1 protein-coding gene is annotated in these 231 nt (G+C 68.0%); it reads left to right on the top strand.

Features of this window, described 5'->3' with window-relative positions; genetic code table 11:
- Nucleotides 1-231: contractile injection system protein, VgrG/Pvc8 family (locus tag JHD67_RS22195; protein WP_199101249.1), on the top strand; the 231-nt coding region annotated here is incomplete at both ends.

Genomic DNA, 231 nt, shown 5'->3' with positions numbered 1-231 from the left:
TGGCGCGCCCATCCGATCTGCGTTTCACCTTTCACCCGGCCCACGGACCGGCCCTCGATGTCGTCCGCTTTACCCTCACCGAAGGCCTCTCGCAGCCCTTCCAACTGGCCCTGGAACTGAGCAGCCCGCAGCCGGACCTGGACTTCGGCGTGCTGCTGGATCAACCGGCTCTGTTCTGCCTCTGGCAGGGCGCGCAGGCGGTGCGCCATGTGCACGGCGTGGTGTCGGCGA

The sequence above is a fragment of the Dyella sp. ASV21 genome (assembly GCF_016428975.1).
Lineage (GTDB): Bacteria > Pseudomonadota > Gammaproteobacteria > Xanthomonadales > Rhodanobacteraceae > Dyella.
This window is presented reverse-complemented; position numbering and strand designations above follow the sequence as displayed.